Below are 24,227 nucleotides of genomic sequence, written 5' to 3'. Positions count from 1 at the left end.
AGCCCCGACAACCCCCTGCCCCTCAACCGCGGAAGCACTTGTGCAAGGGCATTGCCAGCCGCCGTGGCGGGGCGGCTCTCCTCTGGAGGCGGGCGGAACCTCGCCCCCGAGGCCGAGGCGGCTGTCGGGTGCGCTGAAAAAACTCCCTGTCCGGCAGGGAACGTCGGAGGAAAAACGACGGACTGCCCGGCCTCGGAGGCAGGCGTGCGCCAAAGCGAACGCCCGCCAGGTGGCCTGAGGGCCGCTGGCGGGCGCCGGGTGCCTCCACCTGCTTCAGGGGTGAATCAGAGCACCTTGACCTGAATCTCCTTGAGCACCTGGTCCCCGCGCAGCACCGACACCGTCCACGTGCCAGGCTTGCTCATCCGCAGGCCCGTCCACTGCCGCGCGCGCCAGCCTTCGCCCTTGATTTTCACGTCCTTCGTCTCACGGACGACGGTGCCCTGCTTCGACTGCACCATGAGGTCGTCGACGGTGTCGCCCTGCGGCACGAGGTAGGCCTGCCACAACATGACGCTGGTGCCGGCCTTGATGCCCTCGGGCCCCACTTCGGCGGTGCAGTCGTACTTGTTGGGGCCTTCCTTGGCGACCTCGGTGCAGACCTTGGCCTCCACCAGCACGGGGCCCTGGCCCTGGCCCTTGTAGAAGTAGTTCCAGGTGTCACGCACCGCGTCCGCGTCCGGCGCCTTCACCTGCGCGGCGGCGGGCTCCGCCTCCTGCGCCAGGGCCACCGGCGAAACTCCCAGCACCGCGCACAGCAGGCTCCGCGTCAGCATCTTCGCCATCTCAAGTCCCCTCGCTCTCGTGATGTGACAGGCCCCCAGGCCCGCCTTGCCAGGCTGGATTTAGCACAGCCCGCGGCGTCGCTCAGCCGAAGAGGAGGAAGGCCAGCGTCACCAGCGGCAGGTACACGAGGAAGGCCACCAACAGGAAGCCCAGGAGCGCCTTGAACTCCAGGCGCGCCACGGCCAGCAGCGGCAGCGCCCAGAAGGGTTGGATGAGGTCGGTGGCCATGTCCCCCCACGCATACGCCAGCACCACCTTCTCCGGCGCCACGCCCAGCCGCGTCGCGGCGTCCAGGAGGTAGGGCGCTTCAATGGCCCACTTCGAGCCGCCGGAGGGGACGAAGTAGTTCACCACGCCGCTGTACAGGTAGACGATGGCGGGGAACGTCTCGCGCGTGGACAGCGACACGAACAGCTCGCCGATGCGCTCCGTCAGGCCGGTGGCCTTGAAGATGCCGTAGATGCCCGCGTACAGCGGGAACTGGAGGACGATGCCGTGCAGCACGGTGCCGGCCTCCTCGCTGGCCTTGAGCAGCCGCGCGGGCGTGCCGTGCAGCAGCACCGCCAGCACCAGGAAGGTGAAGTTCACCACGTTGAGGTTGAGCGCGCGCCAGCCGCCGTTCATCCACAGGTGCCGCGCCAGCCACACGAGCCCCAGGACACCGATGAGGGTGTTGAGCAGCCTGGAGTGGTCCAGCCACACGGCGAAGCCGCGCTCGGTGGGGCGCGGGGGCGGGGTGAAGTCCCCCAGGGCCTCCAGCACCGCCGGGTCCACGCGGACGGTGTTCTCCGGCTTCGGGTGCAGCACCCACGCCAGCAGCGTCAGCCCCGCCACCACGGCCAGCGTGAGGCCGAGGTTGAAGGGCGAGAAGAGCGTCCTGTCGATGGGCAGCACGCCCAGGCTCTTCTCCAGGAAGTGGCCCGGCGTGGCCACCAGCAGCGGCGCGGAGGCGGACAGGCCCGAGTGCCAGGTGGCGCCCAGGCCGAAGTACGCGCACGCCACCAGCAGCCGGTAGTCCACGTCCGGTCGGCGCTTCACCATGAAGCGCACCAGCATGGCGCTGGCCACCAGGGACAGGCCCCAGTTGACGTAGGCCAGGGCCATGGAGACGAAGGCCATCCACGCCGCCGCGCCGCGGGGCGTGCGCGGCACTCGCGCCGCGCGCTCCAGCACCGCCCGCACCGGGCTGGTGAGGGCCAGCAGGTAGCCGGTGAACATCACCAGCGCCATCTGCATGGAGAAGCCGAGCAGCTCCCAGAAGCCGCCGCCCCAGGCGTCCAGCACGGCGGGCGGCGCGGCCCCAGCCCAGCCGGTGGCCAGCGCCAGGGTGAGCAGCGTGAGCAGGACGGCGATGGCGAACGCGCTGGGGACGAAGCGCGAAGAGAAGCGGCCCAGGCGCTCCGCGATTCGGACAAGGGTCTCCACGAGGTGTCGCTCCTTGGTGGGGGCGGCACGTTACGGCATGTGTGGCGCACCGGTTGCGCAATCCCGCCCGCGGGTCCTGGCCTCTCGACGAGCCCGGGGACGCAGGCTCCCCTGTCCGCGGGGGAGGCGGGAGAGGGAGGGCGGAGGTTCTTTCCGCGCCGCACGGTGTCAACGCTCCAGGATGCGCCGACTGCTGAGACACCTGCGCGCCGTCCTCCGCGTCCGGCCAGGCAAGCCCGCCATTGGCGCGGGCCTGCGGACCGCGCTAGCCACCTCCGTCCCCCTGGCCCTCGCGTTCCTGCTGGGCGTGAAGGACGCGGGCTGGGGGGGCCTGTCCGGTCTCCTGGTCTCACTGGCCGACAAGGGCGGCTCGTACCAGACGCGGGCGAAGGAGCTGGGCACGGTGACGCTGCTGGGGGCGCTGGTGGGCGCGCTGGGCGCGCCGGGCGGGTCCATGCCGTGGCTGGACGTCTCCCTGATGTGGCTGGGCGTGACGACGGCGGCCTTCGCGCGGAGCTACGGAGAGACGGCGGGCTCCATCGGCGGACAGCTCGCGGTCATCTTCGTCGTGTCACTGGGCGCGCCCGCGGTGGGCGTGGATGTCGCGCTGGGCCGCGCCTTCTGGCTGCTCTTCGGCGGCCTGTGGGCCATGACGCTGTCCCTGGTGCTGTGGCCGCTGCGGCCCTACCGCCCGGCGCGGAGGGCCATCGCGCGCGTGTACCGGGAGCTGGCGGAGGCGTGCTGGGATTTGGGCCGCCTGTCGCGCGAGGGCGCCAGCTCCCAGGAGTGGGTGGAGGCCGCGCAGCGGCACATGAGCGTGCGGCCCCTCATGGAGCAGGCGCGCGCCACGCTGGGGGTCATGCGGAGCAGCCACCTGGGCAAGTCCCGGCGAGGCGAGCACCTGCTCGTGTTGCTCGAGACGTGCGAGCCGATGTCCGCCCAGCTCATCGCCCTGGCCGAGGCCATGGAGGCGGCCGTGCGCGAGCCCCGCTTCCTGCCGCTGCGCGCGCGCGTGAGTTCGCTGTGTGACGCCTACGCGGCCATGACGAGCTGGGTGGAGCAGGTGCTGGAGCGCGAGCGCAATGAGGGCGTCCCGCGCGCGCCACGGATGGTGCCTGGCTCGCGCAGACGGAACTACCGGCCCGCTCCAGGCATCCGGAGCCGCGAGGACCCGTTGTCCCTCCACGTGGAGGCGCTCTTCTCGAAGCTGCGGGAGATGGCGGGGGTGGTCCATGAGACGGCCGCGGGCCTGCTGCATGGCGACCCGGTGTCCGACCGCGGGCGGAGCGTGGTGTGCCCTGAGCAACGGCGCGCGCGCTCGTGGCTGGCCCCGCTGCGCGACCACCTCCGCTCGGATTCGCTCGTCTTCCGGCACGCGCTGCGGGTGGGGCTGGTGGCGACGGTGGCGCTGGTGGTGACGCAGGCGCTGGGCATCCGCGACGCCCACTGGGTGAGCCTCACCGTCATCGCCATCCTCCAACCGTATTCGGCCATCACCGAGGAGCGCGCGCTCCAGCGCGTCGGCGGGACGCTGCTGGGCGCGGGCCTGGCGGCGGTGATTGCCACGCGCGTGCAGTCCCCCTCCGCGCTGCTCGCCGTCATCGTCCTGCTCACGGCGGTGTCGGTGTCCCTGCTGCCCATCAACTTCGGCGCCTTCCAGATTCTGCTCACGCCGGACTACCTGCTGCTGGCCACGCTGAGCTCGGGGGACTGGAGCCTCGCCGGGCAGCGCGCGCTGGGCGTGCTGGTCGCGTGTTCGCTCGCGTTGATGGGCGCGTGGTTGCTATGGCCCATGCCGGAGCGCCTCCGCTTCCCGGAGGCCGCGGCGGCCGCGCTGCGCGCGGACGGTGAATACCTGCGCGAGGTCGTCGCCAAGCGCAGCGGCACCCGGCCCGAGGTGGGCGCCGCGCGGCGCGCCTTCGGCCTGGCGCTGCTGGACGCGGAGGCCTCCTTCGAGCGGCTCACCGCCGAGTACCACGGCCCGCCCCAGCAGCTCGAGTCGGGCATGGCCGTCATCACCTACGCGCGCCGCTTCGCCACCGTGGTGACGGCCCTGGGCATGGAGCGGCCGGAGGCGGAGGTCCCCGGCCAGCTGAAGCAACTGGCGCATCAGGCGGGGCGCGCGCTCGACGAGCTCGCGGACGCGCTCAGGGACCGGCGCGTGCCGCCGCCCCTGCCGCCGTTGCAGGTGTCATGCAAGACGGATGACCCCGTCTTCGGCGCGCTGCTGGAGCGGGCGCCCCGCCAGTTGGGCATGCTGCACGGCGCCGTGTCGCGGCTCAGCAGTGGCACCGTCCTGCGGTGAGCCGCGTCAGGGCCGGGCTTCCCGGTGCGCCGTCGCGTTCAGCACGGGCAGCGAGACATGGAACGTGGAGCCCCGGCCCAGCTCGCTGTCCACCCAGATGTGACCGCCGTGCCGTTCGATGATGTCCCGGCAGATGTAGAGCCCCAGGCCCAGGCCCCCGAAGCCCGAAACGGGCGCGTTGCTCGCGCGGAAGAAGCGGCCGAAGAGGTGCGCCTGGTCCTCCCGGGAGATGCCGATGCCGCCGTCCGCCACGCTGAGCACGGCGTCGCCGTCCGCGCGAGACAGGGAGATGCGCACGGTGCCGCCCAGCGGGCTGTACTTGACGGCGTTCTCCAGGAGGTTGGCCAGCACCTGCGACAGCCGGCCCCGGTCGCCCATGACGACGAGGTCCTCCTGGGGCAGCTCGCACGAACAGGCGTGCGCCGCGCTGAGGGCGCGGAACTCCGAGCACACCTCGCGCGCCAGCTCCAGGAGCGATACGGGCTCACGTTGCAGCTTCAGCCGGCCCGCCTCCACGCTGGTGGCGTCCACCAAATCATTGACCAGCGCGGACAGGCGGTGCACCTGCGCCATGGCCTTGTCCACGCGCTCCGGCGCGATGGGCTCCTTGGCGTCCATCGTCCGCTTCAGCAGCTGAAGGTGGAGGCGCAGCGGCGTCAGCGGCGTCTTGAGCTCGTGGGCGGCGATGGAGAGGAAGTCGTCGCGCACGCGGATGGCCTCGTGCGCCTCGTCCAGCAGCCGCTCCTGCATGCGCTGCGCGTGCACGCGCTCGGTGACATCGCGGAAGCTCCAGACGCGGCCGGTGATGAGCCCGCGCCGCCGCTGAGGCAGGGAGTAGCGCTCCAGGACGCGGCCGTCGCGCAGCTCGACGATGTCGAAGCTCTCCTGGCTGGGTTGCTCGTACAGGGCCTGGACCCGCGAGAAGAAGGCGTCCGGGTCCTTCAGCTTCGCGCGCACGGCCGCGAGCAGCGCCGTGTCCTGGGCGCAGGCCGTCAACCCCGTCAGTCCCCAGAGCTGCTCGAACTGGCGGTTGCGGGCGGTGATATGTCCGTCCTGGTCGACGACGAGCAGTCCGTCCGCCGTCGAGTCGAGCGTGGCCTCCAGCAGGGACACCGTCTGCTCCAGCCGCTCCTTGGCCTGCCGCTGCTCGGTGACGTCCACCATGAGGCCGTGAAGCCTGTAGGCACGGCCGTCCCTGCACAGCACGGTGACGAGGTCGCGCAGCCAGACGACGCTCCCGTCCGCGGCCAGCATCCGGTACTCGAATTCGTGGGGCAGGCGCTGCTCCACCGCGGAGCGGCAGGAGGCGGAAGCCCAGTCCCGGTCGTCCGGATGCAGGTGCTCCACCCAGAAGTCAGGCTCCGTGAGCCACCGCTCCACCGGGTAGCCGAGCAGCCGCTCCGCCTGCTTGCTGACGAAGGTGAAGTGAAGAGAGGGGTCCGCCTCCCAGACGATGCCGTCGACGTTGTCGACCCGCGCGTCATGTCCTCCCCGGGCAGGCGGGCTGACGTCCCCGGCTGCGTCGAGGCCAGGCTCCCTCTCCGCCATGGCGCGTTCCCTCCCCTGGAGCGGGGGCGCTCCCGTGTCTCGGGCCCCCTTCAATCAATACACCCGGGGCGCCAGGCGCCACCGGCCCCTGGCGGCCAGGGAGGCATCGCCCGGCGAATCTTCGGGCCGGGCAGGCTGGGGCGCCCCTGGGCAAGGCCTTGCTTGCGCGCCGGGAATGGACAGGCGGGGACATGGGAGGGTGGCGCACCGAGCCAGCTCATGCCGTCTCCTCGCCCCGCCCGTGCCCGTGTGACGCCCTCCCGAGATTGCCGGGGTGCATGTTTTTACAAGCGAGCGGGGGGCTGGGGCGCGAAGGTGGCGCCATGACCAGGAGGAGTCCATGTCGATGAAGGCGAAGCTGCGCGCCGCCTTTGAAGCGGCGCTGCGCGAGGCCCATGAAGCGGAGTCGCGTTCGGAGCATGTGCGTGCCTGGCGGCACCTCGAGCGGGCCCACGTCCTCAGCCAGGCCCACGCGGGTCCTCACGTGCGCGTGCACTGGCGCATGCTGGGGTTCGGTTGGCGCAGGCGGAACGCCGCGGAGTGGGTGGGGCAGGTGGTGCGGTTGCTGGTCGCCGCGCCGGGCTCATGGCTGGGGCGGGCGCCGCTGGGAAACACCGGTGGCGCGAACGTGGGCATCCTCACGCCCATGCCCATTCCCGACGACCTGCGCGCCCTGCTGGACGCTGACCGTTGAGGCGCTTCAGCCGTTCACGGCCCGCGCGGTTTTCTTCGCACATTCCGGCGCGCGCACTGGGGCGAATTACGGTATGGAACGGGCATCATGTCCTCTTCCGAGCAACCCGCACGGCAGGACGCACGCGTCTCCACTGGCGTGCCTGGGCTTGACGCCGTGCTGGGCGGCGGCCTCGTGTCGTCGGGTGTCTACATCGTCGTGGGGGAGCCGGGCGCGGGGAAGACCCTCTTCGCCAATCAGCTCTGCTATCATCAGGGGCGCGCCGGCGCCCGGTGCCTGTATGTCACGCTGCTGGCGGAGTCCCACGCTCGCATGCTGGCCAACATGCGGGACATGGCCTTCTTCGACTCGGCGCTGTTGCCCGAGGGCGTCTACTACGTCAGCGGCTTCCGCACCCTGGAGGAGCAGGGCCTGCCGGGGCTGCTGGAGCTCTTGCGGCGCGAGGTGCGCAACCACAACGCCAGCATGTTGGTGCTGGACGGGCTGGTTCAGGCGCAGGAAGCAGCCGGCAGCAGCCGCGACTTCAAGAAGTTCATCCACGAGCTGCAGGTCGTCGCGGGGCTGGCGCGCTTCACGGCGCTGCTGCTCACCAGCGCCAACGGTCCCGCCGTCCACCCGGAGTACACCATGGTGGATGGCATCCTGGAGCTGCGCGAGCGCACCCAGGGCGTGCGTTCCTGGCGCGAGCTGCAGGTGCGCAAGTTCCGCGGGAGCGCCACGCTGCACGGCGTGCACGCCTTCCGCATCACCAGCGAGGGGCTGGAGGTCTTCCCCCGGTTGGAGTCGCGCGTCCAGCGCTCGCCGCCGCCCGACCCGGGCGCCCACCGCCTCCACTTTGGCGTCCCGTCCTTGGACGCGCTCTTCCCGGAGGGCCTGGCGGCGGGGTCCACCTCCCTGCTGCTCGGTCCGCCCGGCGCGGGAAAGACGCTGCTGGGCAGCAGCCTGCTGGCGGAGGGGCTGCGGCAGGGGGAGCCGTGCCTCTACATGGGCTTCTATGAGCCGCCCAACCGGCTGCTGGGCAAGGTGACGTCCGCGGGCATCGACCTGGGCGGCGCCATGGCGGACGGGCGGCTCAACATCATCTGGCAGCCACCCTCCGAGTGCATCCTGGACGTGCTGGCGGACCAGCTCCTGTCGGATGTGCGGCGCCGCAACGTGAAGCGGGTGTTCGTGGACGGGCTCAGCGCCATGCAGCAGGCCTCGGCCGAGCCCGCGCGCATCAATTCGTTCTTCGCGGCGCTCACCCAGGAGCTGCGTTGCACGGGGGCCACCACCCTCTTCGGCATGGAGACGCCGCGGCTCTTCGGTCCGGTGCTGGACGTCCCGATGGAGGTCGGACTCTCCGCTGTGGCGGAGAACCTCTTTTTCCTGAGACATGTCGAGCTTGAAGGCAGCCTGCGCAGGCTGCTGAGCATCTTCAAGATGCGTGACACCCACTATGACCCCACCCTGAGGGAGTTCGTCATCACGTCACAGGGAATCGAGGTGCTGCCCCCCTTCAGTGTCGCTGTGGATACCTTGCTCACGGGACTTGCCCGACACCCGGGCGCTGGCCATTTCTGAACGAACGTCTAGGAGTAGTACCACCCGTATGGAGACGGTCCTGGTGGTGGATGACGAGCAGGGCATCCTGGAAGCCCTGGCGGACCTCCTTCGAGAGGAGGGCTACCGCGTTCTGACGGCCTCTCACGGTCGTGAGGCGCTGGAGCGGATGGCGGAGCTCCGGCCGGACCTGGTCCTCACTGACTGGATGATGCCCGTGCTGGACGGACCGGCGCTCATCGAGCGCATCCGGGCCGAGTCGGCCTACAAGGATGTATCACTCATGGGGATGAGCGCGGTGGACGTGGCCGCGCTGCGGCATCTGTATCCCGGCATGCCGTTCCTTCAGAAGCCCTTCGACATCCATGCGTTGATGCGACAGGTCCGCAAGGCCCTGGACGGAAAGCAAGGCTGAGCCCCATGTTCTACCTGCTCAAGCTGGGCCCCGTGCCACTCAGCCAGGGCGACACGCAGGTGCAGGTGTATCTGCGTATCTCCGACTCCGGAGAGCCCTCCGCGCCCGTCTTCGAGTCGGACGACGGGGCCGGGCTGCGGGCCCTGCTGGAAGGGGTGGACGCGGCGGAGGTGCGCTGCGTGCCGGCGCTGGCCGAAGCGGGCGCGGAGCTGGGGCTCGCCGTGGCGGAGCCTTCACCGCAGGCGCTGTCATCCTGCGCGGCCATCGCGACCTTCGTGGCGTGGGGGCAGCGAGGCTTGTCCGGGCTTGGCTCGGACAAGGCGCTGCTCTTCGTGCAGGCGTCGTCGGAGTACTGGGATGCGCGGCCGTGGACGCACTGGGATGACAGCCAGCCCTTCGAGGTGGCCGTCACCGGGCCGATGAACCACACCTTCGAGGGGTGTGTCTTCCACATGGGGGACGGGCGCGCGGGGCTGGCGCTGTACTTCAAGCCGGGCGCGCTGCAGGTGTTGATGGAGATGCAGGCGCGCGGCCAGGGTGACGCCGCCACCAGCCTCCCCGCGATTGCCGTCACGCTGGACACGTCTCCTGCGTATGCCGTGGACGCGCTCACCGCCGCGGGGCGCGCGCCGCGCCTGCCGTTGCCCCTGAAGACGGGGCCGGACGGCGTCAGCGTGCCGTCTCCGCTGGAGTCCCTGGTGCTGGTGGCCTCGCTGCGCGCCGTGGCCCGGCTGTCACCGGACCAGCGCGAGGTGCTCAGCAGCGTCGTGGCCGGAGACGAGCAGATGCAGGTGCGCGTCCGCGCGCCCGCGCCTCGCGTCCGGCACTGAGCCTGCCTGCCCTGTCAGCGCGCGCACCGGCTTTCACGCCGGGTGTCGCCGCGCTCGCGCCAGTGTTGGCTGCCGGACGAAGTCCGCTCGGAGTGTCGCCTGATGGCCAGCCGAGCGTCTCGGGGGGGCTGGTCCAAGTGTGTGAAAGCGCGAGAAAACACGCTCCAGCTGCGAGATTCCCGCAGGACGGCAGCCCGTGCTTCGCCGTTCCGGGACCGACCAGGAACTCATATGGCCACGAAGAAGGTTTCCTCCCGCCGCGCACCCGTCGCGGCTCCCCCTCCGCCGCGAGTCCGGGAGGATGATTCGCAGTCGCTCGATTCGCGTCAGTTGCTGCGGGTCCTCACCGCGGTCCGCAAGGGCGACTTCTCCGTGCGCATGCCGGTGGACAAGGTGGGCAGCGCCGGCAAGGTGGCGGACACCCTGAACGAAATCATCGAGCTCAGCGAGCGCATGGCCCGGGAGTTCGAGCGCATTGGCAGCGTGGTGGGCAAGGAGGGCCGCATCACCCAGCGCGGCAACGTGGTGGGCGCGCTGGGCTCGTGGGGCGACTGCGTCGAGTCGGTGAACACGCTGGTGGCCGACCTGGTGCAACCGACGACGGAGATGGGCCGCGTCATCGGCGCGGTGGCCAAGGGTGACCTGTCCCAGACGATGGCGCTGGAAGTGGATGGCCGTCCCCTCCGGGGCGAGTTCCTCCGCACCGCCCGGCTGGTGAACGGGATGGTGGAGCAGCTCGGCGCCTTCGCTTCCGAGGTGACGCGCGTGGCCCGCGAGGTGGGCACCGACGGAAAGCTGGGCGGGCAAGCCAAGGTGAAGGGCGTGGCCGGCACGTGGAAGGACCTCACGGACAACGTGAACTCCATGGCCTCCAACCTCACCGCGCAGGTGCGCAGCATCGCCGAGGTGACGACGGCCGTCGCCAAGGGCGACCTGTCGAAGAAAATCACCGTGGATGTGCGCGGTGAAATCCTGGAGCTGAAGAACACCATCAACACGATGGTGGACCAGTTGTCGTCCTTCGCTTCCGAAGTGACGCGCGTGGCGCGTGAGGTGGGGACGGAGGGCAAGCTGGGCGGTCAGGCCGTGGTGAAGGGCGTGGGCGGCACGTGGAAGGACCTCACCGACAACGTGAACTCCATGGCGTCCAACCTGACGTCCCAGGTGCGAAACATCGCCGAGGTGACGACGGCCGTCGCCAAGGGTGACCTCTCCAAGAAGATTACGGTCGACGCGAAGGGCGAGGTGCTGGAGCTGAAGAACACCATCAACACGATGGTGGACCAGCTCAACTCGTTCGCCTCGGAGGTGACGCGCGTGGCGCGCGAGGTGGGCACCGAGGGCAAGCTGGGCGGACAGGCCGAAGTGAAGGGCGTGGCCGGCACGTGGAAGGACCTCACGGACAACGTGAACTCCATGGCGTCCAACCTGACGTCCCAGGTGCGCAACATCGCGGAGGTCACCACCGCCGTGGCCAACGGTGACCTGTCGAAGAAAATCACCGTGGATGTGCGCGGTGAAATCCTGGAGCTGAAGAACACCATCAACACGATGGTGGACCAGTTGTCGTCCTTCGCTTCCGAAGTGACGCGCGTGGCGCGTGAGGTGGGGACGGAGGGCAAGCTGGGCGGTCAGGCCGTGGTGAAGGGCGTGGGCGGAACGTGGAAGGACCTCACGGACAACGTGAACTCCATGGCGTCCAACCTGACGTCCCAGGTGCGAAACATCGCCGAGGTGACGACGGCCGTCGCCAAGGGTGACCTGTCGAAGAAAATCACGGTCGACGCGAAGGGCGAGGTGCTGGAGCTGAAGAACACCATCAACACGATGGTGGACCAGTTGTCGTCCTTCGCTTCGGAGGTGACGCGCGTGGCGAGGGAAGTGGGGACGGAAGGAAAGCTGGGTGGTCAGGCCATCGTGCGCGGCGTCGGTGGGACGTGGAAGGACCTCACCGACAACGTGAACTCCATGGCGTCCAACCTGACGTCCCAGGTGCGAAACATCGCCGAGGTGACGATGGCGGTGGCGCGCGGGGACCTCTCCAAGAAAATCACCGTGGACGTGCGCGGCGAAATCCTGGAGCTGAAGAACACCATCAACACGATGGTGGACCAGCTGTCGTCCTTCGCTTCGGAGGTGACGCGCGTGGCGCGCGAGGTGGGCACGGAAGGCAAGCTGGGCGGTCAGGCCATCGTGCGCGGTGTCGGTGGGACGTGGAAGGACCTCACCGACAACGTGAACAGCATGGCGTCGAACCTGACGTCCCAGGTGCGAAACATCGCCGAGGTGACGACGGCCGTGGCCAACGGTGACCTGTCGAAGAAAATCACCGTGGATGTGCGCGGCGAAATCCTGGAGCTGAAGAACACCATCAACACGATGGTGGACCAGCTCAACTCGTTCGCCTCGGAGGTGACGCGCGTGGCGCGCGAGGTGGGCACGGAGGGCAAGCTGGGCGGTCAGGCCGTGGTGAAGGGGGTGGCCGGCACGTGGAAGGACCTCACGGACAACGTGAACTCCATGGCGTCCAACCTGACGTCCCAGGTGCGAAACATCGCCGAGGTGACGACGGCCGTCGCCAAGGGTGACCTGTCCAAGAAGATTACGGTCGACGTGCAGGGCGAAATCCTGGAGCTGAAGAACACCATCAACACGATGGTGGACCAGCTCAACTCGTTCGCCTCGGAAGTGACGCGCGTGGCGCGTGAAGTGGGGACGGAGGGCAAGCTGGGCGGACAGGCCGAGGTGAAGGGCGTGGCCGGCACGTGGAAGGACCTCACGGACAACGTGAACTCCATGGCGTCCAACCTCACCACGCAGGTGCGCGGCATCGCCAAGGTCGTGACGTCGGTGGCCAACGGCGACCTGAAGCGCAAGCTGGTGGTGGACGCGAAGGGGGAAATCGCGGAGCTGGCGGACACCATCAACGGCATGATTGACACCCTGGCGGTGTTCGCCGACCAGGTGACGACGGTGGCCCGCGAGGTGGGCATCGAAGGGAAGCTGGGCGGTCAGGCCCGCGTGCCCGGTACGGCGGGCATCTGGCGTGACCTCACGGACAACGTGAACCAGCTGGCCGCCAACCTCACCACGCAGGTGCGCGCCATCGCCGAGGTGGCCACCGCCGTGACGAAGGGTGACCTCACGCGGTTCATCACCGTGTCCGCGCAGGGCGAAGTGGCCGCCCTGAAGGACAACATCAACGAGATGATCCGCAACCTGAAGGACACCACGCGGAAGAACACGGAGCAGGACTGGCTCAAGACGAACCTGGCCAAGTTCACCCGCGTTCTCCAGGGCCAACGGGACTTGCTCACGGTGTCCAAGGTCATCCTGTCGGAGCTGGCGCCGCTAGTGGATGCCCAGCACGGCGTCTTCTACATCTCCGAGCGCGTGGACGCCGGCGACCAGATGCTCAAGTTGCTGGCGTCCTACGCGTACCGTCAGCGCAAGGGGCTGGCCAACACCTTCAAGTACGGCGAGGGGCTGGTGGGCCAGTGCGCCCTGGAGAAGGAGCCCATCCTCCTGTCGGACGTGCCGGACAGCTACATCCGCATCGCGTCCGGACTGGGCGAGGAGGTGCCGCGCAACATCGTGGTGCTGCCGGTGCTCTTCGAAGGGGAGGTCAAGGCCGTCATCGAGCTGGCCTCCTTCCACGCCTTCAGCGAGGTCCACATGGGCTTCCTGGAGCAGCTCACGGAGTCCATCGGCATCGTGCTCAACACGATTGCCGCCAACATGCGCACGGAGGCGCTGCTGAAGCAGTCGCAGGCGCTGACGGACGAGCTCCGCAAGCAGCAGGAGGAGCTGACGGAGACGAACAAGCGCCTGGAGCAGCAGGCCACCTCGCTGCAGCAGTCGGAGGAGCTGCTCAAGCGCCAGCAGGAGGAGCTGCGCAGCACCAACGAGGAGCTCCAGGAGAAGGCGAAGCTGCTCTCCGAGCAGAAGACGGAGGTGGAGCGCAAGAATGGCGAGGTGGAGCAGGCCAAGCTCGCCCTGGAGGAGAAGGCCGAACAGCTCAGCCTCACGTCCAAGTACAAGTCCGAGTTCCTGGCCAACATGAGCCACGAGCTGCGCACGCCGCTCAACTCGCTGCTCATCCTCAGCCAGACGCTCAGCGACAACGTGGACGGCAACCTCACGTCGCGGCAGGTGGAGTTCGCCAAGACGATTCACGCGTCCGGCGCGGACCTGCTGGAGCTCATCAACGACATCCTCGACCTGTCGAAGATTGAATCCGGCACCATGGCGGTTGACGTGGGACCGCTGCGCTTCGGCGACCTGCGCGAGTTCGTGGACCGCACCTTCCGGCAGGTGGCGGACAAGAAGAGCCTGGAGTTCCACATCGGCCTGGCGGACACGCTGCCCGGCGAGCTGGAGACGGATGCGAAGCGCCTGCAGCAGGTGCTCAAGAACCTGCTGTCCAACGCCTTCAAGTTCACCGAGTCCGGATCGGTGTCGCTGGAGATTGGCCTGGCGAAGGGCGGCTGGTCTCCGGACCACGCCATGTTGTCCTCCGCGCCCTCGGTGGTGGCCTTCACCGTGGTGGATACGGGCATCGGCATCCCGAAGGACAAACATCAAATCATCTTCGAGGCCTTCCAGCAGGCGGACGGCTCCACCGCCCGCAAGTACGGGGGCACCGGCCTGGGCCTGTCCATCAGCCGTGAAATCGCGCGGCTGCTCGGCGGCGAAATCCGGCTGGAGAGCGACGTGGGCAAGGGCAGCGCCTTCACCCTCTACGTGCCGCTGGCCTTCATGGCGGAGCGCTCGCCGGAGGAGCCCGCGCGCTGGGACTACAACCCGCTGGCCACCGCGGTGCTCCCCGCGCCCGTCGCGGAGCCGGCCATCAAGGCATCGGTGTCCGCGCTGAGCCGGATGGACATCGATGATGACCGGGGCTCCATCCAGCCCGGAGACAAGGTGCTGCTGGCCGTGACGCACCTGGCGGACCATGCCGCGCGCCTGCGCGCCGCGGCGCAGGGCACGGGCTTCAAGGTGCTGGTGTCCACGGAGGTGGAGGGCGCGCTGGACGCCGTCCGCAACACGCGGCCGGTGGCCGTGGCGGTGGACCTGGACCTGCCGGAGATGGCGGGCTGGGTGGTGCTGGACCGGCTGAAGCACGATTCGTCCACGCGCGCGCTGCCGGTGTACACGGTGTCGGTGGAGGACCACCGCGAGCGCTCCCTCAACCTGGGGGCCCTGGGCCACCTGCGCGCGGCGGCGGACCCGGAGGCGGCGGTGGCCGCGCTGGAGTCCCTCAAGCGCTTCGTGGAGCGCAAGGGCCGCGGGCTGCTCGTGGTGGAGGACGACCCCGTCCACCGCCAGACGCTGACGGAGCTGCTGGGCAGCGATGACGTGCAGACGGTGGCGGTGGGCACCGCGACGGAGGCCCTGGCCGCGCTGGCCGAGCGCCGCTTCGACTGCATGGTGTTGGACCTGGGCCTGCCGGACATGCCCGGCACGGAGCTCATCCGCCGCATCCATGAGGCGCACGGCGCGGGCGGGCCGCCCCTCATCGTCTATACGGGCCGCGAGCTGACGCGCGCCCAGGAGACGGAGCTGCGGCGGGTGGCCGAGGCCATCGTGGTGAAGGACGCGCAGAGCCCGGAGCGGCTGCTGGAGGAGACGAGCCTGTTCCTCCACCGCGCTCCGTCGGAGCTGACCGAGCCCAAGCGCCGCATGCTGGAGAAGGCGCGCGAGAAGGACCCCTTGCTGGTGAACCGCAAGGTGCTGGTGGTGGACGACGACGTGCGCAACATCTTCGCCCTCAACACCGTGCTGGAGCGCTACGGCATGAAGGTGGCTTTCGCGGAGAGCGCGCGCGAGGGCCTGGACCAGTTGGAGAAGGACGCCGACATCGAGCTGGTGCTGATGGACGTGATGATGCCGGAGATGGACGGCTACCAGGCCATGCGCGCCATCCGCCGCATGGAGCGCTTCGTCCACCTGCCGATACTCGCCCTCACCGCCAAGGCCATGAAGGGTGACCGGGAGAAGTGCCTGGAGGCCGGCGCGTCCGACTACATCACCAAGCCGGTGGACATCGAGAAGCTGCTCAGCCTGCTGCGCGTGTGGCTGCACGCGCCGCGGGGCATGCCGCCGCGCGGTCCGCGCACGGAGGTCTCCGGATGACGGGGCCCGGCGCGCGCGGCGCGGAGCTGGAGGCGCTGGAGGTGGACCTGCTGCTGGAGGGCGTGGCCCGTCAATGGGGCTTCGACCTGCGCAGCCGCTCCCGGCCGCAGCTCTTGCGGCGGCTGCGGCACCACCTCCGCGAGGAGCGGCTGGACAGCTTCTCCGCGCTCCAGGCCCGCGTGCTGCACGACGCCGAGGCGCTGGACGCGCTGCTGCGCACGCTGTCATGCACCCCGCCCGCCCTGTTCGCGGAGACCGCCTTCTTCCGCGACTTCCGCGCCCGGGTGGTGCCCGTGCTGCGCACCTGGCCCTCCGTGCGCGTGTGGCACGCGGGCTGTGGCACCGGCGAGGACACGTACGCGCTGGCCATCCTCCTCCAGGAGGAGGGGCTGTGGGGCAAGTGCCGGCTGTATGCGTCCGACGCCAGCGAGGGGCTGCTGGCGGACGCGCGCACCGGGGTGCTGCCGCTGCCCACGCAGGAGGACGCGGACCACTATCTGGAGGCGGGCGGGAAGGGCGCGCTCTGCGACTACTACACGCGCGATGGCAACTGGGCGCTGCTCCAGCCCCGGCTGCGCGACCGCATCTTCTTCACCCAGCACAACCTGGCCACGGACGGCTCGTTCAACGAGTTCCACGTCATCGTGTGCCGCGACACGCTGCTGACCTTCAACCGCGCGCTGCACGACCACATCCACGGCCGGCTCTTCGAGAGCCTCGCCCGCTTCGGCTTCCTGTGCCTGGGGCGCAAGGAGTCGCTGGCGCGCACGCCGCACGCGGGGGCCTATGAGTTGCTGGAGGACCGCGGTCGCATCTTCAGGAGGGTGGCATGAGTCCCTTGGGCCTGCTGGTGGTGGGGGCGCCGCGCTGCGCGGCGGCGGACGTGGAGTCGGTGCTGGCGCTGCTGCCTCCGCACCTGCCCGTGCCGGTGGTGTTGGCGCTGCACCGGGGCCCCCTGGACGCGCTGGCCGCGCCGCTGGGCCGCCGCTGCGCGCTGCCGGTGGTGGAGCCGGACGACAAGGCCCCGCTCGTGCCCGGCGCCGTCTATCTGGCGCCCGCGGGCTACCACCTGCTGGTGGACCGGGGCTGCGTGGCCCTGTCCGTGGAGCCGCCCGAGCATGGGCAGCGGCCCGGCCTGGACGCGCTCTTTGAATCCGCGGCGGACAGCCATGGCCCCCGCGCCGCGGGGCTGCTCTTCGCGGGGCACGAGGATGGGATGGCGGGCTTGCACGTGCTCCAGGCGAGCGGCGCCCGGGTGGCCGTGGTGAGCGCGCTCCAGACGGGCGGAGAGGGTGAGGAGGGGGAGATGGAGCATTTGACGGTGGGGTCCGTGGGAGGGTGGCTCGCGCGGCTGGCCTATGTGCCGCGTTCCAAGGTGCTGCCATGAGCGGCGCGCCCACGCGCGAGCGCCTGCCCGCGATTCCGTCAGAGCCCGTCCGCCTGCTGCTGGTGGATGACCAGCCGGAGAACCTGCTGGCGCTGGAGGCGACCCTGGCGCCCCTGGGGCAGCGGCTGGTCACCGCGAGCAGCGGCCGAGAGGCGCTGCGCCACCTGCTGACGCAAGACTTCGCCGTCATCCTCCTGGACGTCGTCATGCCGGACATGGACGGCTTCGAGACGGCCCAGCTCATCCGCGAGCGCGAGCGCAGCCGCGGCACGCCCCTCATCTTCCTCACCGGGCTGTCGCGTGGGCCGCATCCGGAGCTGCGCGGCTACGCCATGGGCGCGGTGGACTACCTGCTCAAGCCCTTCGAGCCGGCCATCCTGCGCTCCAAGGTGAGCGTCTTCGTGGAGCTGTACCGCAAGACGGAGCTGGTGCGGCGGCAGGCGGAGGCGCTGCGCGAGGCCCAGCAGCGCGAGCACGCGCGGGAGCTGCTGGAGGCGCAGCGGCGCGTGGAGGCCGAGCGGTTTCGTTCAGAAACCAACCGACACCAGCAGCGCTGGCTGGAGGCGGTGATGTCCGCGCTCCCCATGCCGCTGGCGCTGGTGGAGCCGGGAAGCGGCCACACCCTGCTGGCCAACCGGGCCGCGCAGGGGCTGGCGGGGGGCTGCCTGGCCTACCGCGAGGCGCGCGCGCTGCATGTGGACGCACGCTTCCGCGGCGCGGATGGCCGGCTGCTCGCGGACGACGCGCTGCCGCTGAGGCGCGCCGCGCGCGGCGAGGTGTTCCAGGCGTACCCCGTGGAGTGGGACGTCGGTGGCCAGCACGGTTCGGTGCTCGCCTCCAGTGAGCGGCTGCCCCGCATGCACGGGCGTCCCGAGACGATGGTGCTCGGCCTCCTGGACGTGACGGCGCTGCGAGCCGCCGCTCGGCATGACTGGCTTTCCCTGCCGCTGACGGAGCACATCGCTACACTGGAGGCACAAGGGGAGGACACAGGTCCGCTCACCCGGCTCATCGAGGTGCTGCGAAACCTGCCCGGCTTGAGCACCGGGAGCCCCAGCCAGGAGCACGAGGAGGGCTCCTTTCCAGCGGAGGAGAGCGGCCAGGCGGGCACCCCCCCAAGGCCCGTGCGCTGAACATGGCCGGGTGAGAAATGGTTGACGCACAAAATAACATGGGCAAGGTGGCCGTGTGAGTGACGCCGGAATCCCACAGCGGGTCCAGCGCTTCATCTCGACGCACATCGACTCCCTGGAGAAGCTGGAGGTGCTCCTCCTGCTTCGTGCGCGCGCGGACAGGGAGTGGACGGCATCGGCGGTGAGTCTGGAACTGCGCATTACAGATGTCTCCGCCGCCTCCAGGCTGGAGGACCTGACGAACCGACGGATGTTGGTGAGCGATGGTGCCTCACCTCCGTCGTATCGTTACAGTCCCGAGTCGTCGGAGGATGTGCAGGCGGTGACGGAGCTGGCGGCGGTGTATGGCGTGAAGCGCGTCAGCGTCATCTCCTTCATCTTCTCGCGGCCGTTGGACAAGGTGCGGGGCTTTGCCGAGGCATTCATCCTGAAGAAGGACAGGGACGGCCATGGCTGAAGCAGTCTACATCCTGTGTGCGTTGACGAGCGTGGCGTGCGCGGTGCTGCTGCTCCGCGCCTACAAGCGCACGGGCATGCGGCTGCTCTTGTGGAGTGGGCTGTGCTTCGTGGGCATGGTGGTCAGTAATGCGCTCCTCTTCGTGGACCTGGTGCTGCTGCCCAATACCATCGACCTGTTCATGCCGCGCACCATCGCCACGCTGTCCAGTGCCTCCGTCCTGCTCTATGGCCTCATCTGGGATGCGTCCTGAGGTGCCCTGATGCTCAAGCCCATGCTCAACGGTGCGGTGGCGATGGCGTGGCTGGCGAGCGCGCTGTTCTTCCTGCGCTTCTGGCTCCAGTCGAAGGACCGGCTCTTCGCCTGCTTCGCGCTGGCCTTCACGATGCTCGCGGGCAACGCGGTGGTGGCGGCGCTGTTGGACACGGATGACGAGCGGCGCTACTTCATCTACGTGGCGCGGCTCTTTGCCTTCCTGCTCATCCTCTACGCCATCTGGGACAAGAACCGCGCGAACCGCCGCGGCTCCAGCTAGGGCCGCGCCGGTGTCCGGCGGGTCGCCTGGCTGACAGTTGTCTCGTACCCGTGTCCGAGCACCGTTGTCGCGAGCGCGGTGGCGTCATTATCTCGGACACCCATGTCGCGCCGCCCTCCTCCATCCTCGCGGCCCGCGTCCGTGGGCGAGCGCGAACCCGAGCGGCCCGTCTCCAAGGAACCGGAGGACGTCCGCTTGCGTGGCAGTGACGACGCGGAGGAGCGCCTCGCGTTCCTGGCCAGCGCGGGCGAGCTGCTGTCGTCATCCCTGGACTCGGGCACGGTGCTCCAGCGGCTGGCCGAGCTGGCCGTGCCGTTGCTGGCGGACTGGTGCGCGGTGGACGTGCTCACGGCGGATGGGCGGGTGGAGCGGGTGGCCGCGGCGCACCGCCTGGCGGAGCAGGTGCCGCTGGTGCATGAGCTGGCGCGCCTCCAGCCCCTGGACCTGACGGCCGAAGGCGGCATCCCGGAGGTGCTGCGCACTGGCAAGGCCGCTCTCCTTCCCGAGGTCCTGGACGCGCTGCTCCCGGGCGTGGTGCGCACGGAGGCGCAGCTGGAGGTGGCGCGGCGCCTGGGCATCCGGGCGGGCCTCATCGTGCCGCTGCTGGCGCGGGGCCGCGTGCTCGGAGCGCTGTCGCTGGTCCGGGGCGACGCGGACGGCGTGCCCGGCGCGTCCGATTTGGCGCTGGCGTTGGAGCTGGCCCGGCGCGCCAGCCTGTCCCTGGACAACGCGCTGCTATACGCGGAGGCGCGCGGCGCGCAGCAGCGCACCGAGCGGCTCCAGGCCATCACCGCGGCCTTGTCCCGCGCGGCCACCGCCGAGGACGTGGCCGAAGCGCTGATGCGCGAGGAGCTGCGGCCCACGGGGCCGGCGCGCGGCGCGGTGCTCGGCAGGCTGGAGGATGGCCGCCTGCGCGTGCTGGGCTCCTTCGGCTCCGCGCCGTCGGTGCTGGAGGCCCCGCGGGGGCCGTGGGCGGACCCGGTGCCCGGCGTGGACCGGGCGCTGGAGCCGCAGTGGTTCTCCGGCCACGAGGCGGCGGTGCGCGCCATGCCCGACTGGGCGTGGGACCTCGTCCAGGGCGTGGGGACCGGGGCGTGGGCGGTGCTGCCCTTGAAGGTGGAGCACCGCCTCCGGGGCTTCCTGCTGTTCGCGTGGGACGGGCCGCGGGTGTTCCTCCCGGAGGAGCGCGGCTTCCTGTCCTCGCTGGCGCAGCAGTGCGCGCAGGCGCTGGAGCGCGCGGCGCTGTACGAGGCGCTGCGCGAGCGCGGCGGCAAGCTGCACCTGGCGCTGGAGGCCGGCAAGGACGCCGAGGCGCGGCTCTTCTTCCTGCTGGAGGCGAGCCGCGCGCTGGCCGAGCACCTGGACGACGTGGAGTGGACGCTGGAGCACCTGGCGCGGGTGGTCGCGCGAAACGTGGCCTCGTTCTGCCTGGTGGAGCTGGCGGGGGCGGACGGCGTGCCGCGCGGCGTGGCCGCGGCCCACCGGGAGCCGGAGCGGGACGTGTCGGCGCTGGCCTCGCTGCTTCCAGCGCGCGAGTGCTTCCTGTCGGGGGAGACGCGCTTCCTGCCCGAGGTAGGGCCGGAGCTGCGCGAGCGCATCTTCCAGGGGCCCGAGCACCCCGCGCTGCTGGAGGCGCTGAGCCCGCACTCGCTGCTGTCGGTGGCGGTGCGCACGCGGGGACGCACGCTGGGCGTCATCACGCTGGGCGCCGCGGCCCCCTGCCGCCGGCTGGTCACCGCCGACGTGGCCATGGCGGAGGAGCTGGCGCGGCGCGTGGCGGTGGCGCTGGAGAACGCGTCGCTGTACCGAGACGCGCAGGCCGCGGTGCGCCTGCGCGACGAGTTCCTCTCCGTGGCCAGCCACGAGCTGAAGACGCCCCTCACCAGCCTGAAGCTCCAGCACGGCCTCATCGACCGCGCCGTCAGCGGGGACTTCGGGGAGAAGGTGCGGCCCCGGCTGGCCACGGCCGTGCGGCAGGTGCAGCGGCTGAGCGCGCTGGTGGACAGCCTGCTGGACGTCAGCCGGATTTCGCTGGGGCGGCTGATGCTGGAGCCGTCCGACGTGGACCTGGGCCAGGCGGTGCGCGACGCGGTGGAGCGCATGGAGGAGGTGTTCACCCAGGCGGGCTGTCCGGTGCGGGTGGAGGTGCCTGGCCCGCTGCCGGGGAAGTGGGATTCGCTGCGGCTGGACCAGGTGCTGGTGAACCTGCTTACCAACGCGGCCAAGTACGGCGCGGGCCGGCCCGTCCTGGTGGAGGCGGCCTTCGAGGGCGAGGAGCTGGTGCGGGTGTCGGTGCGTGACGAGGGCATCGGCATCGCGGCGGAGGACCTGCCGCGCCTGTTCGGCCGCTTCGAGCGCGCGGTGTCCGACCGGCACTATGGCGGCCTGGGACTGGGGCTCTACATCAGCCGGCAAATCGTGGACGCCATGGGCGGCAGCATCGAGGTGGAGAGCTGGCCCGGGCAGGGCTCCATCTTCACCGTGCGCCTGCCCCGGTCCACGGCACAATGCGCGCCATGGTGATTGCGGGAAGGGCCGGCGTGCCCAAGGTGCTGTCGGTGGCGAAGCTGCGGAAGGAGTACGGCGGCAAGGCCGCGGTGGAGGGGGTCTCCTTCGAGGTGGGGCGCGGAGAGATTGTCGGGCTGCTGGGCCCCAACGGCGCGGGGAAGACGACGACCATCAACATGGTGCTCGGCGTGCTGCAGCCCACGTCCGGCACCATCCACATCCAGGACCTGGACCTGGCGGCGCAGCGCTCCGCCGCGCTGGCGCTGACGAACTTCGCCGCCGTCTACTCACCGCTGCCCGGCAACCTCACCGTGTACCAGAACCTGCGCGTCTTCGGCCTCATCTACGGGGTGAAGTCCCTGGGGGCGCGCATCGCGGAGCTGCTGGAGCAGTTCGACCTGGTGAAGTACCGCGACGTGAAGTGCGGCGTGCTGTCCTCCGGAGAGCAGACCCGCGTGGCGCTGGCGAAGGCGATGCTCAACCGGCCGCACCTGCTGCTCCTGGACGAGCCCACCGCGTCGCTGGACCCCGCGACGGCCCGGGACATCCGCGCCCGGATTCGCGAGTTCGCCGCGCGGGACACCGGCGGCGTGCTGTGGACGTCCCACAACATGTACGAGGTGGAGGAGGTCTGCGACCGCGTGCTGTTCCTGGCGCGTGGCCGGGTGCTGCTGGAAGGCAACCCGCGGACGCTGCCCGGCGAGCACGGCCGGGCCTCGTTGGAGGAACTCTTCATCACCGTGGCGCGCGAGCCGCTCGCGCTGGAGCGGAGCTGACCATGCACCCGCACCGGGCCGCCGCCGTCGCGCTTCGCCACTACTACCTCCTGCGAGGGAGCCTGGCGCGCTTCCTGCCACTCTTCGCGTGGGTGGCCATCGACATGGTGCTGTGGGGCTTCATGAGCCGCTACCTCAACACCGTCACCTCGCGGGAATACAACTTCGTCCCGGTGCTGCTGGGCGCCGTCCTCCTGTGGGACTTCTTCATCCGCGTCATGCAGGGCGTGACGATGGTGTTCTTCGAGGACGTGTGGTCGCGCAACTTCCTCAACATGTTCGCGTCCCCGCTCACCATCTCCGAATACCTGGGCGGGCTGGTGCTCTCCAGCGTCGCCACCAGCACCCTGGGCTTGCTGGTGATGCTGGTGCTGGCCAGCACCGCCTTCGGCCTGTCCTTCGCCGCGTACGGCGCGCTCTTCGTGCCCTTCCTGCTGGTGTTGTTCCTGTTCGGCATCGCGCTGGGCATCTTCGGCTGCGCGCTGGTGCTGCGCCTGGGCCCGGCGTCGGAGTGGTTCGTCTGGCCCATCCCCGCGCTGCTGTCGCCCTTCGCCGGCGTCTTCTACCCGCTGTCCACGCTGCCCGCGTGGATGCAGGCCGTGTCCCACCTGCTGCCGCCTTCGTACGTTTTCGAGGGCATGCGGGCGCTCGCGGCGGGGGGCTCGTTCCAGGTATCCACGTTGCTGTGGGGGGCCGGCCTCGCCGTGGTGGAAATCCTGCTCGCGTGCGCCTTCTTCACCCGGGTCCACCGGCAGGCCGTGCGGAGCGGACTCATCGCGCGATACAGCGCTGAAAGCGTGAGCTGAGACAGGACGTTTTCAGTCGTGCTGTCGACACAGTGGGGGCGTGCGCAAACGCGTGGCCGGTGGGGCCGCGGGCGAGTCTATTTCCCGTGGTGGCTGTATCCGCGGTTGAGGTCGTCGTGGAGGAGGCCCGGCGTGGGTGACAGCAATCGCACACCCGTACCTGGAGCATACCGATGCGAAGCCTCAATCCTGTTTTCTCGTCCGCGGTGGTGATGGCCCTGTGCTCACTGCTCGCGGGCGGTTGTGGCGGCTCACCGTCGGACGGTGAGTCCCCGGACATGCACGCCCCTCAGAGCGGCGGTCTGGGCGGCAAGGCCGGCGATGAGCCCACGTACCCTGATGATGATGGCGATGATGACGCCACGCCGGGCAAGGTCACCATCTGCCACATTCCTCCGGGCAACCCCGCCAACGCGCACACCCTCTCGGTGTCCACGTCGGCCTGGCCGGCGCATGCGCGGCACGGAGACACGTTGGGGCCCTGTGACGCGGGCACGGGCGGCGAGGAGCCGGACGCGGGCACGGGCGAGGAGCCCGATGCGGGCGGCGGCGAGGAGCCGGACGCGGGCACGGGCGGCGAGGAGCCGGACGCGGGCGCTCCGGTGTGCGCGCCCATTGGCGAGGCCTGTGGTGAGTCCGCCGCCTGCTGCTTCGGGCTGACATGCGGTGAAGACAACACCTGCGATCCCATCATCGGCTGAGGTGGATGGAAGCACCTCCCCGTCCGCATCCGGGCGGGGAGGCTCGCCGCGCTCGTCTCACGGGCGCGGAGGCGCGTTGAGCGCAGCACACTTGCCGGGGCTCCAGACGGTGGCGCGACGTGCGCCATGGGGGCCTCGCGCGGCGTGCGTGCTCCGCCCGACAGAGCGGTCGTTGCGCGTTCGACGCACGTCCCAAAGTGCGTCGCGAAACACGCCGTGACGGCATTAGGGTTTCCGCTCACCG

At 70.2% G+C, this 24,227-nt stretch carries 19 protein-coding genes; 16 read left to right on the top strand and 3 right to left on the bottom strand.

From position 1 onward, the window contains the following. Positions 1 to 284: 284 nt before the first annotated feature. On the bottom strand, positions 285 to 785 hold the full coding sequence (locus HV826_RS26760) for a hypothetical protein (RefSeq protein WP_176419811.1): 501 nt from the start codon (positions 783 to 785) through the stop codon (positions 285 to 287). An 82-nt stretch (positions 786 to 867) separates the two neighbouring features. Further along, a complete protein-coding gene (locus tag HV826_RS26755) occupies positions 868 to 2,211 on the bottom strand; it encodes a TIGR00366 family protein (RefSeq protein ID WP_176419810.1) in 1,344 nt (447 codons plus the stop codon). A gap of 181 nt (positions 2,212 to 2,392) precedes the next feature. On the opposite strand from HV826_RS26755, the gene HV826_RS26750 reads away from it, so the two are divergent. Further along, on the top strand, positions 2,393 to 4,516 hold the full coding sequence (locus HV826_RS26750) for an FUSC family protein (RefSeq protein WP_176419809.1): 2,124 nt from the start codon (positions 2,393 to 2,395) through the stop codon (positions 4,514 to 4,516). A 6-nt stretch (positions 4,517 to 4,522) separates the two neighbouring features. Here HV826_RS26750 and HV826_RS26745 read toward each other — a convergent pair whose 3' ends face one another. Next, a complete protein-coding gene (locus HV826_RS26745; protein ID WP_176419808.1) occupies positions 4,523 to 6,064 on the bottom strand; it encodes a PAS domain-containing sensor histidine kinase in 1,542 nt (513 codons plus the stop codon). A gap of 340 nt (positions 6,065 to 6,404) precedes the next feature. Between HV826_RS26745 and HV826_RS26740 the strand changes: the two genes are divergently transcribed. The 15 genes from HV826_RS26740 (at position 6,405) to HV826_RS26670 (ending at position 23,983) form a co-directional block, all read left to right on the top strand. Continuing rightward, complete coding sequence (locus HV826_RS26740; protein WP_176419807.1) at positions 6,405 to 6,758, top strand: DUF3703 domain-containing protein; 354 nt, start codon at positions 6,405 to 6,407, stop codon at positions 6,756 to 6,758. Positions 6,759 to 6,845: 87 nt separating this feature from the next. Further along, positions 6,846 to 8,321, top strand: coding sequence for an ATPase domain-containing protein (locus HV826_RS26735; protein WP_176419806.1), 1,476 nt, complete (start codon positions 6,846 to 6,848; stop codon positions 8,319 to 8,321). A gap of 28 nt (positions 8,322 to 8,349) precedes the next feature. After that, entirely contained in the window at positions 8,350 to 8,715 is a 366-nt protein-coding gene (locus tag HV826_RS26730; protein WP_176419805.1) for a response regulator, read from the top strand. A 5-nt stretch (positions 8,716 to 8,720) separates the two neighbouring features. Next, positions 8,721 to 9,545 (top strand): hypothetical protein, encoded by an 825-nt coding sequence (locus HV826_RS26725; RefSeq protein WP_176419804.1) that lies wholly within the window; start codon positions 8,721 to 8,723, stop codon positions 9,543 to 9,545. A gap of 231 nt (positions 9,546 to 9,776) precedes the next feature. Then, positions 9,777 to 15,680 (top strand): HAMP domain-containing protein, encoded by a 5,904-nt coding sequence (locus HV826_RS26720; RefSeq protein ID WP_176419803.1) that lies wholly within the window; start codon positions 9,777 to 9,779, stop codon positions 15,678 to 15,680. Continuing rightward, positions 15,677 to 16,513, top strand: a complete 837-nt coding sequence (locus tag HV826_RS26715; RefSeq protein ID WP_176419802.1) for a protein-glutamate O-methyltransferase CheR — start codon at positions 15,677 to 15,679, stop codon at positions 16,511 to 16,513. Before HV826_RS26720 ends, HV826_RS26715 begins: the two co-directional genes overlap by 4 nt. Beyond that, positions 16,510 to 17,067: a chemotaxis protein CheB gene (locus HV826_RS26710; protein ID WP_176419801.1), complete on the top strand. Its 558-nt coding sequence runs from the start codon at positions 16,510 to 16,512 to the stop codon at positions 17,065 to 17,067. The genes HV826_RS26715 and HV826_RS26710 overlap by 4 nt, the downstream gene beginning before the upstream one ends. Beyond that, complete coding sequence (locus HV826_RS26705; RefSeq protein WP_176419800.1) at positions 17,064 to 18,200, top strand: two-component system response regulator; 1,137 nt, start codon at positions 17,064 to 17,066, stop codon at positions 18,198 to 18,200. Before HV826_RS26710 ends, HV826_RS26705 begins: the two co-directional genes overlap by 4 nt. A 55-nt stretch (positions 18,201 to 18,255) precedes the next feature. Beyond that, the gene (locus HV826_RS26700; RefSeq protein ID WP_176419799.1) at positions 18,256 to 18,657 is read left to right on the top strand and encodes a hypothetical protein; all 402 of its coding nucleotides are present in this window, start codon (positions 18,256 to 18,258) and stop codon (positions 18,655 to 18,657) included. After that, positions 18,650 to 18,910, top strand: a complete 261-nt coding sequence (locus HV826_RS26695; RefSeq protein ID WP_176419798.1) for a DUF5985 family protein — start codon at positions 18,650 to 18,652, stop codon at positions 18,908 to 18,910. Before HV826_RS26700 ends, HV826_RS26695 begins: the two co-directional genes overlap by 8 nt. Positions 18,911 to 18,919: 9 nt before the next feature. Further along, positions 18,920 to 19,192 carry a DUF5985 family protein gene (locus tag HV826_RS26690; protein WP_176419797.1) on the top strand — a complete coding sequence of 91 codons (273 nt, stop codon included), beginning with the start codon at positions 18,920 to 18,922 and terminating at the stop codon, positions 19,190 to 19,192. A gap of 102 nt (positions 19,193 to 19,294) precedes the next feature. Continuing rightward, positions 19,295 to 21,715 (top strand): ATP-binding protein, encoded by a 2,421-nt coding sequence (locus HV826_RS26685; RefSeq protein WP_176419796.1) that lies wholly within the window; start codon positions 19,295 to 19,297, stop codon positions 21,713 to 21,715. Next, a complete protein-coding gene (locus HV826_RS26680) occupies positions 21,700 to 22,476 on the top strand; it encodes an ABC transporter ATP-binding protein (protein WP_176419795.1) in 777 nt (258 codons plus the stop codon). Before HV826_RS26685 ends, HV826_RS26680 begins: the two co-directional genes overlap by 16 nt. Before the next feature lie 2 nt (positions 22,477 to 22,478). After that, on the top strand, positions 22,479 to 23,282 hold the full coding sequence (locus HV826_RS26675; protein WP_176419794.1) for an ABC transporter permease: 804 nt from the start codon (positions 22,479 to 22,481) through the stop codon (positions 23,280 to 23,282). A 173-nt stretch (positions 23,283 to 23,455) separates the two neighbouring features. Continuing rightward, entirely contained in the window at positions 23,456 to 23,983 is a 528-nt protein-coding gene (locus HV826_RS26670; protein ID WP_176419793.1) for a hypothetical protein, read from the top strand. Positions 23,984 to 24,227 lie beyond the last annotated feature (244 nt).

Origin of the sequence: Myxococcus sp. AM010, from assembly GCF_013372585.1 — a bacterium.
In the GTDB taxonomy this organism is placed as follows: Bacteria; Myxococcota; Myxococcia; order Myxococcales; family Myxococcaceae; genus Myxococcus; species Myxococcus vastator.
This window is presented reverse-complemented; position numbering and strand designations above follow the sequence as displayed.

Coding starts and splice junctions, on each gene's coding strand:
- HV826_RS26760 (WP_176419811.1), bottom strand. CDS start 785: ATGGCGAAGATGCTGACGCGGAGCCTGCTGTGCGCGGTGCTGGGAGTT.
- HV826_RS26750 (WP_176419809.1), top strand. CDS start 2,393: ATGCGCCGACTGCTGAGACACCTGCGCGCCGTCCTCCGCGTCCGGCCA.
- HV826_RS26745 (WP_176419808.1), bottom strand. CDS start 6,064: ATGGCGGAGAGGGAGCCTGGCCTCGACGCAGCCGGGGACGTCAGCCCG.
- HV826_RS26740 (WP_176419807.1), top strand. CDS start 6,405: ATGTCGATGAAGGCGAAGCTGCGCGCCGCCTTTGAAGCGGCGCTGCGC.
- HV826_RS26735 (WP_176419806.1), top strand. CDS start 6,846: ATGTCCTCTTCCGAGCAACCCGCACGGCAGGACGCACGCGTCTCCACT.
- HV826_RS26730 (WP_176419805.1), top strand. CDS start 8,350: ATGGAGACGGTCCTGGTGGTGGATGACGAGCAGGGCATCCTGGAAGCC.
- HV826_RS26725 (WP_176419804.1), top strand. CDS start 8,721: ATGTTCTACCTGCTCAAGCTGGGCCCCGTGCCACTCAGCCAGGGCGAC.
- HV826_RS26720 (WP_176419803.1), top strand. CDS start 9,777: ATGGCCACGAAGAAGGTTTCCTCCCGCCGCGCACCCGTCGCGGCTCCC.
- HV826_RS26715 (WP_176419802.1), top strand. CDS start 15,677: ATGACGGGGCCCGGCGCGCGCGGCGCGGAGCTGGAGGCGCTGGAGGTG.
- HV826_RS26710 (WP_176419801.1), top strand. CDS start 16,510: ATGAGTCCCTTGGGCCTGCTGGTGGTGGGGGCGCCGCGCTGCGCGGCG.
- HV826_RS26705 (WP_176419800.1), top strand. CDS start 17,064: ATGAGCGGCGCGCCCACGCGCGAGCGCCTGCCCGCGATTCCGTCAGAG.
- HV826_RS26695 (WP_176419798.1), top strand. CDS start 18,650: ATGGCTGAAGCAGTCTACATCCTGTGTGCGTTGACGAGCGTGGCGTGC.
- HV826_RS26690 (WP_176419797.1), top strand. CDS start 18,920: ATGCTCAAGCCCATGCTCAACGGTGCGGTGGCGATGGCGTGGCTGGCG.
- HV826_RS26685 (WP_176419796.1), top strand. CDS start 19,295: ATGTCGCGCCGCCCTCCTCCATCCTCGCGGCCCGCGTCCGTGGGCGAG.
- HV826_RS26680 (WP_176419795.1), top strand. CDS start 21,700: ATGCGCGCCATGGTGATTGCGGGAAGGGCCGGCGTGCCCAAGGTGCTG.
- HV826_RS26675 (WP_176419794.1), top strand. CDS start 22,479: ATGCACCCGCACCGGGCCGCCGCCGTCGCGCTTCGCCACTACTACCTC.
- HV826_RS26670 (WP_176419793.1), top strand. CDS start 23,456: ATGCGAAGCCTCAATCCTGTTTTCTCGTCCGCGGTGGTGATGGCCCTG.